Origin of the sequence: Halobacillus sp. BBL2006, from assembly GCF_000786645.1 — a bacterium.
Taxonomy (GTDB): Bacteria; Bacillota; Bacilli; order Bacillales; family Halobacillaceae; genus Halobacillus.
The window spans coordinates 1-10,213 of the sequence record NZ_JRNX01000193.1; the positions used below are offsets into that span (position 1 = coordinate 1).

A 10,213-nucleotide genomic window follows, 5' to 3' on the forward strand; every position below is an offset into this window, starting at 1 on the left:
TTGACCCACTTGATAGTGCGGTTATTACGATCGGTAAAATTGAAAGCGGGACAGTCCAAAATATCATTGCGCAATCGGCAAGATTGGAGGGGACGATTCGTACGCTGTCTCCAGAGTCAATGGCTCTGGTGAAAGCAGAAATCGAAAAAATTGCACAGGGGTATGAAATCGCGAATGACTGCCAAATCTCGATCGATTACGGTTCAACGTACCACCAAGTGTTTAACCATTCTAGAACTGTCGAAGAATTCCGGACGATTGTCGAAGAAACAGACTATACGTTCCAAGACGCCAAAATGGCGATGACAGGGGAAGACTTTGGGTATATGCTGAAGGAGATTCCCGGCTTCATGTTCTGGCTTGGAGTAGACTCAGAGTCAGGATTGCATCAGTCTACATTAACCCCGGATGAGAAAGCCTTGACGGTTGGGGTTGATCTAGTTGAACGAGGATTAAGAAAACTGTAATCACGTCATTATGAATACCTTCATGCCAAAAGTAAACACTACATTTGTACGTTTTCATAGAGGCAGGAGGTGGATGTTGTGAAAAAGATCGGAATTGAACAGAATTTAAGTGATATACGTTCAGCACTACAGCAAAAAGGGTATGAACTAGTAGAATTGAAAAATCAGGAGGACGCTGCTGGTTGTGATTGCTGTGTCATTTCAGGTCAGGATCAGAATGTCATGGGGGTAATGGATACAGAAACAAAAGGTTCTTTCATCAGCGCTCATGGCCGGACGGCAGATGAGGTTTGTCAAGAAATTGATAGTCGCTTCTCCTGATAAACACGTGGAGGCTTTAGCCTCCAGTACATAGAGTAGGGGAGAGAAATGTTTTATGGAATCTACAATAAAGCTCTTGGCTGTAGCGCTGCTGATTGTGTTGACCGCTTTTTTTGTCGCTAGTGAATTCGCGATTGTTAAGGTTAGGAAGACGAGACTTGAAGCGAGGGCAGCAGACGGAGATAAAAAAGCTAAAAATGCATTGAAGCTGACAAACAATTTGGATTACTACCTGTCTGCTTGTCAATTAGGAATCACCATTACCGCATTAGGGTTAGGTTGGTTAGGGGAGCCCACCCTGGATGTGCTTCTGTATCCGTTGATCGATGGATTGAATCTTCCATCAAGTCTTTCCCACACGATCAGCTTTGCCATCGCGTTCTTCGTTATTACGTTCCTGCATGTTGTTTGGGGAGAACTGGCACCTAAAACAGTGGCTATACAAAAAGCAGAGGGTATTACATTATTCCTGGCAAGGCCACTGATTTTATACAGTAAGTTGATGTATCCATTAATTTGGTTACTGAATGGTTCTGCCAATATTTTAGTACGGTTATTCGGTTTCCAGACGGCAAAGGAATCAGATGAAGTCCACTCAGAGGATGAATTAAGACATATTTTGACTCAGAGCTACCAGCAGGGTGAAATCAATCGTTCTGAGTATACGTATGTTGATCGTATCTTTGAATTTGATAATCGCACAGCAAAGGAAATTATGATTCCAAGAACGGAGATGGCAGTTCTGGATATCAATGATTCCATTTCAACAAACATCCGAGTCATGAGAAACAACCGTTATACGAGGTATCCGGTCGTTGATGATGATAAAGACCATATTTTAGGGATCATTCATATGAAAGAGTTTTTTTATGAAGATGTAGAGAAACAAGGAACTTTGAGGCCTTTTCTTCGCCAAGCATTGAAAGTGTTTGAAAATGTCCCTATTAATGACCTTCTAGCAAAAATGAAAAAAGAACGTACACATCTTGCTGTTCTTATGGATGAATACGGTGGAACTGCAGGGATTGTGACAGTTGAAGATATTATTGAAGAAATTGTCGGAGAGATTCGCGATGAATTCGATGATGTTGAAGAGCGGGAAATCAAACGCTTGAAAAACGGCCATTACCTTTTAGAAGGGAAAACGTCGATTGCCGATATCAATGAATTTTTCGATGTAGAATTGAGTCATGAAGATATCGATACAATATCAGGCTGGATTTATACGATGGATTATGATGCTAAAGAGGGTACGATCGTCAGCGGAGAAGAGCTTCAATTCAAGATTTTGGATATGGAAAATGGCAAAATTAAGAAAGTAGAAGTATGGGAATCCACAGAATAAGAATAATCAATAACAAAGAGCCCGGCTGGATGCACCGGGCTCTTTGTTTGGAAAAGGTTTTATTCGTTTTCGTTTTTGTGCACGTATACTTGATGAGGGAACGGAATTTCGATACCTGCTTGATCCAATGCTTCTTTCATGGCTTTTCTCAAGTCACGCTCCACACCCCACTGCTGCATGTTCTCGGTTTTACCAAGAATTCTGATGACGACATCGGAAGAGCCAAGACTTTGAACGCCAAGGACATCCGGCCCCTCTTTAAATCGCTCATCCTCCGCGAAACGGTCAGCTACTTCTTTTAGTACAGACATCGCTTCGTCGATATTTTCATCGTAACCGATGCCGATATCGACTAATGCACGCATGTTTCCTCGAGAATGGTTAGCAACTCCTGAGATGTTACGGTTCGGAACAAAATTCAGTGTCCCATCGAAGCTGCGGATCTTAGTTGTACGGATACCGACTTCTTCTACAATTCCATCATAACCGCCGGCTGTTACATAATCATCTACCTCGACTTGACGCTCCAATAGAATAAAGAAGCCAGTGACGATGTCCGATACTAGACCCTGAGCACCAAAACCGATAGCCAGACCGACAATACCAGCACCAGCTAGAAGTGGACCGATATTAATGCCGATTGTACTAAGAAGCATAATAATCAGAATGAAAAATAGCGAATAGGAGAAGATATTTACAGTTAGTTTTTGTAAAGTTTTATTTCTCCCCTCAGATAATTTTCTTTGAGCACTCATTCGATTGATTGCTGCTTCAATTGCTTTCGTTCCTATCGGTTTAATAATCGCAAAGGCAATCAGCAAAATAAGTATCTGAAGTCCCCCAGTGATGAGCCATTCAACCACTATGGTTGGGTTGAATTTGAATCCTTCTTCAAATAAATTCATGATAGAACTCCTTTCAATTAGCATGTTCTTCCTATAATAGAATATCGGAAGTGCAGAGGGTTTTTCAATTTTTTATGTAAAAATTGTGTCGAATGACTTGTTTTATGCAAATGATTTTACTTTCCACACAATTTGTTGTTTAATGAGAACCGTGTTATGCCATACTAGAAAAGTAAGTAAAGGATAGCTAAATGTATTCAGATTAAATTAATTATTACTTAACATTGACTATAATCAACTTGCTCGTTATACTAGTTCATGTGAGAAAAAATAAACGAACAATTTTTTTCGGAGGGATTTCAAATGGCAGAACGTATGGTAGCAAAACAAGCACCACGCTTTGAAATGGACGCAGTGCTTCCTAACAAAGAATTCGGTAAAGTATCTCTTGAAGAGAACATGAAAAACGACAAATGGACAGTCCTTTTCTTCTATCCAATGGACTTCACATTCGTATGCCCGACGGAAATCACAGCACTTTCTGATCGTTTCGATGAATTCGAAGATCTAGATGCAGAAGTGATTGGCGTATCTACAGATACTATTCACACGCACCTGGCGTGGATTAACACGTCTCGCGAAGATAATGGTCTTGGTGACCTTCAATATTCTCTAGCGGCAGATACGAACCATAAAGTATCTCGTGACTATGGTGTTCTTCTTGAAGATGAAGGTGTGGCACTACGCGGCCTATTTATCATCAGCCCAGAAGGTGAACTTCAATACCAAGTCGTAAACCACAACAACATCGGCCGTGATGTAGATGAAACTCTACGCGTGCTTCAAGCACTACAAACTGGCGGTCTTTGCCCAGCGAACTGGAAGCCAGGTCAAGAAACCCTATAAGCTTCAGTTGAATTGAATCACAAAGTTTCTAGGGTCTAACCAATAGAGTTAGACCCTTTTCTCTACCTATTAAAAAGGAGGATATTCCTATGCGTTTAAGATCACCAATGCCTGAGTTGCCAGAAGCAACGGAATGGTTGAACAGTGAACCTATGACGAAAGAAGATTTAGTTGGAGGTAAGCCGACACTGATCCACTTCTGGTCTGTAAGCTGTGGACTTTGTAAAGAAGCTATGCCTAACGTGAATGAGTTCCGCGATGAGTATAAAGACGATTTGAATGTTATTGCTGTTCACATGCCTCGTTCTGAAAAAGACCTCGATCTTGATCAAATCAAAGAGGTGGCAGAAGAGCATGGAATTACTCAACCCATTTATGTGGACAACCAACATGCTTTAACGGACGCTTTTGAAAACCAATACGTACCTGCATATTACGTATTTGATGAGGAAGGCAATCTTCGTCATTTCCAAGCCGGAGGTGGAGGCATGAAAATGCTTCGTAAACGTGTAAACCGCGTACTTGGTGTCAATCAAAAATAAATGAATGTAGTAAAAGCAATCCCCATAATAGTAAAGGGATTGCTTTTTTAATTCCATTATTATCACCACGAATTGATGATTAACTTTCCTGGGTGACTCCTCAAATGTACCGCAATCTGAGAGGGAAGCGGACAATCCTTTAGAGGACGGAACAATACCGTTATGGTGAGTAACCATTAGTCCTTCCTGAAAATAGGCCTAATCCATCGAACTACAACGTATGGATGAGGGGAGACCTCAGACCATAGGCTGAAATCGATAAAATTTTGGAAAAATTGAATCAAATGGGTGGAAATTTATTTCGATACCCGATATATTAATAATTACGTTAAAAATAATTAGGAGGGGGAGACCTTTGGATACTTTTAAAAAGTTGAAGCAGTTCTATTGGCCTTATAGGAAATTTTTCTTTTGGTCCCTGTTTTTTCTGCTTTTTGTGACCGCAATAACTGTCGTTTATCCTATTGTGTTGCAGCGGACCATTGACGATGTAGTTGTTGGAAAACAGTACAACCTGATCCCATATATCTGTGCTATTTTCATTATCTTAATGATTATCAAAGGATTCGCCACTTATTTTCATCAATACTTAGGAGATTATTTTGGTATTCGTTCTGTGTATTCCTTACGTGATGAGCTTTATCAAAAACTGCAGCGCCTGCCGTTTAAGTATTACGATAATGCGAAAACGGGAGATTTGATGTCGCGATTAACGGCAGACGTAGAAGGCTTCCGCTTCTTTCTTTCATTCGGTTTTTCTGAACTGACAAGGATTTTCTTATTGATTGTCATTAGTCTAAGCGTCATGTTCTATTACTCACCCCCGCTAGCGCTTGTAACCATGGCTGTTATGCCGTTTTTAGGTGTAGTTGTTTACAAGTTTGATCGCCGCGTACACCCAGCCTTCCGGAAAATTCGTAAGTCCTTCGGTAAACTTAATACGCGTGTTCAGGAGAACATAAGCGGTATGAACACCGTGAAATCGCTTTCTAGAGAAAATTTTGAAATCGGACGTTTTGATAAACGAAGCAACGACTACCGTACGAAATACATCGATACATCTAATATTTGGTCGAAGTACTTTCCGCTGATGGAGTTCATCGGAAATGTTTCTGTCGTCGCTTTACTAGCTTATGGTGGTTATCTTGTCATAAACGGGACACTGCAGCTCGGTGAACTGGTCGCCTTCTTCAGTCTTGTTTGGTATATTCTCGGTCCTTTGATGAACCTGGGATTTGTCATCAATATGTTTTCCCAGTCAAAAGCTTCTGGAGAACGTTTATTGGAGGTTTTAGATGCTAAGGAAGACATTCAGGAGAAGGAGAATGCCATTGTTCAGGACCGTCTGAAAGGCCATGTAACCTTCAATGATGTAACGTTGACATACGCAGAAGATGATGATTCTGCCTTGAAAGATATCACTTTTGATGCCCCACCAGGAAAAACAATCGGCTTAATTGGAGCTACAGGTTCCGGGAAAACAAGCATTACGCAATTGATTACGAGATTTTATGAACCTGAAAAAGGTGAAGTGCTCATCGATGGAAGCCCTGTTCAAGATTATGGCTTGAAAACGTTAAGAAAAAATATCGGGTTCGTTCTTCAGGAGTCGTTCCTATTCTCTACGACCATTAAAGAGAATATCTCCTACGGAAATCCTGATGCCACCATTGATGATGTAAAAGCAGCAGCTAAGCGCGCACAGGCGCATGACTTTATTATGGAAATGCCAGAAGGGTACGACACACTTCTTGGTGAACGGGGAATGGGGTTATCCGGAGGTCAGAAACAACGGATTGCTATCGCCAGGGCTATTTTAATTGATCCAGCGATCCTAGTTTTGGATGATGCCACTTCAGCTGTAGATATGGAAACCGAATTCCAAATTCAAAAAGAACTACAAGAGGTGATGAATGGACGTACAACGTTCATCATTGCGCACCGAATTTCATCATTGAAACACGCGGATGAAATTTTGGTCCTGGAAGATGGTGTTGTAAAAGAACGCGGGGTTCATGATGAACTTCTCGTAAACGGAGGCCCGTATCAGCGCATCTATGATATCCAATATCAGGATAAAGAAAAAATCTTGAACGCATCCCACATATCTTAAAAGGGGGGGAGATCACCTTGGGAAGTAAACCGAAACACAGACCAACGACAAACAAACACTTAAACCGATTCAAATACACTCAGGATCAAGCGATAGAGAAGCCGTTTAACTGGTCCCAGATGTGGCGACTGTTAAGATATTTAAAACCTTACTCAAAGACACTGCTTCCAATTTCTATAGTGGCCATGCTCGTTTCTACTATTGTGAGGCTCGTTGTCCCTATACTAATTGGTAAAGTCGCAATTGATGTAGCAATTGCTGACGGTGACTCGAATCTATTAATTCAGCTCGTTGTGGGGATCGCCATCCTTTACTTGCTCAGTTATGTTGGAAATGCTTTAAGGATCAAGTATGTGAACATCTTAGGGCAAAATGTCATCTATGATTTGAGGCAGCATCTTTTTTCACACGTCCAGCGTCTATCTCATAAGTTTTTTGATTCACGATCAGCCGGTTCGATCCTAGTGCGGATTATGAATGATATAAACTCTCTCCAGGAGCTTTTCACAAACGGAATTATCAATTTGCTGATGGACGTTGTCATGCTGACAGGCATCATCGTCATTCTGCTTGTATTAAGTCCTAAGCTTGCGTTAGCTATCATGGTGATTATGCCCATCATGTTCTATATCTCTACAAAACTGAGAAGAAACATCCGTCGTTCATGGCAGGAGGTGCGAATTCAGCAGTCACGTCTGAATTCTCACTTGAATGAAAGTATTCAAGGGATTCGCATCACCCAATCTTTCTCTCAAGAAAGAGAAAATACAGAATACTTCGATGGAGTCAATACGGATAACTTTCATTCTTGGAGAACCGCAACGAAAAAAAGCGCGATGTTCCGTCCATTCGTAGAAATGAGTAACGCTGTCGGTACTGTTATTCTAGTTTCTTTCGGTGCATTCCTTATTTTACAGGGAGATATCCAAATCGGTACATTCGTATCCTTCGCGTTTTTCCTGGGTATGTTCTGGGAACCAATTTCGCGGTTAGGAATGATGTATAACCAACTGTTAATGGCGATGGCTGCTTCTGAACGGATCTTCGAATTCCTTGACGAAAAGCCGAATGTAGAAGAAAAACACAACGCTAAGGAATTGACTGACATGAAAGGACATATTGAATTTGATCATGTTCAGTTTGCCTATGATGAAAAACGAATCGCACTGCATGATATTAATCTAGAAATGAAACAGGGAGAAACCGTTGCTCTCGTTGGTCATACTGGCTCAGGTAAGTCGACGATTGCGAATTTGATCAGTCGGTTTTACGATCCTACAAAAGGGGCGGTCAAAATAGATGGAGTGGATTTGAAAGATGCTACCATCGATAGTATTCGCCAGCAAATCAGTGTTGTTCTGCAGGATACCTTTATTTTTTCAGGTACCATCATGGAAAACATTCGCTTCGGACGGCCTGACGCCTATGATGAAGAGGTTAAGGAAGCAGCACGTGTCGTTGGAGCGGAGGAATTCATCAAGCGGCTCAGCAATGGATACGAGACGGAAGTCGAGGAAAGAGGGAATATTCTTTCCGCAGGTGAAAGGCAACTGCTGTCCTTCGCCCGTGCCCTGCTCGCTAACCCGAGAATTCTGATTTTAGATGAAGCAACGGCCAGTATCGATACTGAAACCGAAGTGAAAATACAAACAGCCTTAAGAAAACTACTGAAAGGTCGGACAGCGATCATCATCGCTCACCGTTTATCAACGATAAGAGAAGCCGACAATATATTTGTCCTCGAAAATGGAAGGATTTTAGAAAACGGATCCCATGATGAACTCATGGATCTAAAAGGGGAATATTTCGAATTAGTTAAAGCACAATTTCAAATGCTTGATGCGATTTAGTCTTATAGAAAGACACCGATTGATTCGGTGTCTTTTTTTTAATGCTCATTATAGCGTTAGCTAGTGGTTGAGAAGGGGAAAGGAAGTAGAAGACAGGCAAATTCTTAGACACGGATGATTGTGTGATGTATGCTATTTGTTAAAATAAGAGATTGTGAAGTTTGTCACAAAATATTCATGAAACGCTTGTTCACAAAGCGTTTTCACCATTTATACTGGGAACTAGACTTTGAACTTTTGGACCTTAAGTGGTGAGGGGGAAATGAAATGTTTGAATTTGATAGCGCCACATTGAGTCGAATGCTGACTTCTATGACTTTACTTTTTCATGCCATATTTGCAACGATAGGGGTAGGAGTGCCTGTGATGGTTTCCGTCGCAGAGTTGATTGGAATAAAGAAAAAAGACCCGCATTACACGTTGCTTGCCCGCCGTTGGACACGCGGATACACGATTACCGTAGCGGTTGGTGTTGTAACAGGAACCGCCATTGGCCTGCAGTTATCTTTATTATGGCCAAGCTTTATGCAGCTTGCAGGGAATATCATCGCTCTCCCGCTGTTTATGGAAACATTTGCGTTCTTCTTTGAAGCGATCTTTCTAGGAGCATATTTATACACATGGGACCGCTTTAAAAACCCTATTTATCATTGGTTGTTATCCATTCCAGTAGTCATTGGAGGAACAATGTCTGCCTTTTTCATTACAACGGTGAATTCGTTTATGAACACCCCGCAAGGATTTGAAATGGAAGATGGAACCGTCACTTCCATTGATCCATTGGCAGCTATGTTCAATCCGGCAACTCCAACGAAAGTCTTTCATGTCATTTCTTCGTCTTATTTAACAGCTGCAGCTATTCTGGCGGCAATTGCTGCAATGTTTATATTAATGAAAAAAGGGTCTCAATATCATAAAAAAGCTTTGAAATTGACCGTAATTGCTACGTTTATATTTGCGATTACGACTGCAATTGCAGGTGACCTGTCAGCAAAATTTTTAGCTGAACATCAACCGGAAAAACTTGCTGCAGGGGAATGGCACTTTGAAACAGAAGAGGGAGCCGACTTGGTTGTATTTGGAACATTGAACGAAGACAATGAAGTTGAAAATGCGATTAGAATCCCAAATGCACTGAGTTTCCTTGCTCATGGAGACTTCAATGCGGAAGTAACAGGCCTAGAGGAAACACCTCAGGACGAGCAGCCACCATTATGGATTCACTATATGTTTGATTTAATGGTTTCTATAGGCTTTTTTACGTTAGGTATCTCGTTATTATATATTGTCTTTATGAAAGTGAAGAAATGGAACGAGTACAATCCATTACTGTTGTGGGGGATAGCCGCCGCTGGACCATTATCGATGCTTGCGATCGAGTTTGGCTGGGTCTACGCAGAAGTCGGTCGTCAGCCCTGGATACTCCGGGGATTTATGACTGTAGTTGAAGGCTCAACTACATCTCCGCATGTGGATTGGATGTTTATTCTGTTTGTCGCTTTATATGCCGTGTTAGCTGTAGGGTGTATTGTTGTTCTTCGAAAAATGTTTAAAAATAACCCTGCTGAGATTGAACTCGAAAACCGTTATCCTCAAGTAGCAGCGACGAAGGAGGATGACTGATCATGAGTTATGAATTAATTGGAATCAGTGTACTTTGGATCTTTCTCTACGGATACTTGATTGTGGCATCGATTGACTTCGGAGCCGGTTTCTTTGCCTTCTATGCGAAAGCTACGAAAAAAGATCATATTATCAATCAATTGATTTCAAGGTATCTATCCCCGGTTTGGGAAGTAACCAACGTCTTTTTTGTTTTCTTCT

General features: G+C 41.3%; 10 protein-coding genes. 9 read left to right on the forward strand and 1 reads right to left on the reverse strand.

Features of this window, described 5'->3' with window-relative positions; genetic code table 11:
* From LD39_RS06810 to LD39_RS06820, 3 genes are all read left to right on the forward strand, one after another.
* On the forward strand, positions 1–467 hold a 467-nt coding region (locus tag LD39_RS06810), incomplete at its 5' end, for a M20/M25/M40 family metallo-hydrolase (protein ID WP_035544393.1).
* Positions 468–545: 78 nt separating this feature from the next.
* The gene (locus LD39_RS06815) at positions 546–788 is read left to right on the forward strand and encodes a YkuS family protein (protein WP_035544394.1); all 243 of its coding nucleotides are present in this window, start codon (positions 546–548) and stop codon (positions 786–788) included.
* A 55-nt stretch (positions 789–843) separates the two neighbouring features.
* Positions 844–2,133, forward strand: a complete 1,290-nt coding sequence (locus LD39_RS06820; protein WP_035544396.1) for a hemolysin family protein — start codon at positions 844–846, stop codon at positions 2,131–2,133.
* A 59-nt stretch (positions 2,134–2,192) separates the two neighbouring features.
* Here LD39_RS06820 and LD39_RS06825 read toward each other — a convergent pair whose 3' ends face one another.
* Entirely contained in the window at positions 2,193–3,038 is an 846-nt protein-coding gene (locus LD39_RS06825) for a mechanosensitive ion channel family protein (RefSeq protein ID WP_035544398.1), read from the reverse strand.
* Between the two features lie 303 nt (positions 3,039–3,341).
* Here LD39_RS06825 and LD39_RS06830 point away from each other — a divergent pair, with 303 nt between their 5' ends.
* From LD39_RS06830 to LD39_RS06855, 6 genes are all read left to right on the forward strand, one after another.
* Positions 3,342–3,884 (forward strand): peroxiredoxin, encoded by a 543-nt coding sequence (locus tag LD39_RS06830; RefSeq protein WP_035544400.1) that lies wholly within the window; start codon positions 3,342–3,344, stop codon positions 3,882–3,884.
* A gap of 89 nt (positions 3,885–3,973) precedes the next feature.
* Positions 3,974–4,426, forward strand: a complete 453-nt coding sequence (locus LD39_RS06835; protein ID WP_035544403.1) for a redoxin domain-containing protein — start codon at positions 3,974–3,976, stop codon at positions 4,424–4,426.
* A gap of 355 nt (positions 4,427–4,781) precedes the next feature.
* Positions 4,782–6,539 carry an ABC transporter ATP-binding protein gene (locus LD39_RS06840; RefSeq protein ID WP_035544406.1) on the forward strand — a complete coding sequence of 586 codons (1,758 nt, stop codon included), beginning with the start codon at positions 4,782–4,784 and terminating at the stop codon, positions 6,537–6,539.
* Positions 6,540–6,556: 17 nt separating this feature from the next.
* Positions 6,557–8,389: an ABC transporter ATP-binding protein gene (locus LD39_RS06845; RefSeq protein WP_035544409.1), complete on the forward strand. Its 1,833-nt coding sequence runs from the start codon at positions 6,557–6,559 to the stop codon at positions 8,387–8,389.
* 267 nt (positions 8,390–8,656) lie between these two features.
* The gene (locus LD39_RS06850) at positions 8,657–10,012 is read left to right on the forward strand and encodes a cytochrome ubiquinol oxidase subunit I (RefSeq protein WP_035544410.1); all 1,356 of its coding nucleotides are present in this window, start codon (positions 8,657–8,659) and stop codon (positions 10,010–10,012) included.
* Between the two features lie 2 nt (positions 10,013–10,014).
* A partial coding sequence (locus LD39_RS06855) for a cytochrome d ubiquinol oxidase subunit II (protein WP_035544412.1) occupies positions 10,015–10,213 on the forward strand: 199 nt, incomplete at its 3' end.

Excerpts from the sequence above, each read along its gene's own strand:
- LD39_RS06830 (WP_035544400.1), top strand. The coding sequence starts at position 3,342 with ATGGCAGAACGTATGGTAGCAAAACAAGCACCACGCTTTGAAATGGAC.
- LD39_RS06820 (WP_035544396.1), top strand. The coding sequence starts at position 844 with ATGGAATCTACAATAAAGCTCTTGGCTGTAGCGCTGCTGATTGTGTTG.
- LD39_RS06850 (WP_035544410.1), top strand. The coding sequence starts at position 8,657 with ATGTTTGAATTTGATAGCGCCACATTGAGTCGAATGCTGACTTCTATG.
- LD39_RS06835 (WP_035544403.1), top strand. The coding sequence starts at position 3,974 with ATGCGTTTAAGATCACCAATGCCTGAGTTGCCAGAAGCAACGGAATGG.
- LD39_RS06825 (WP_035544398.1), bottom strand. The coding sequence starts at position 3,038 with ATGAATTTATTTGAAGAAGGATTCAAATTCAACCCAACCATAGTGGTT.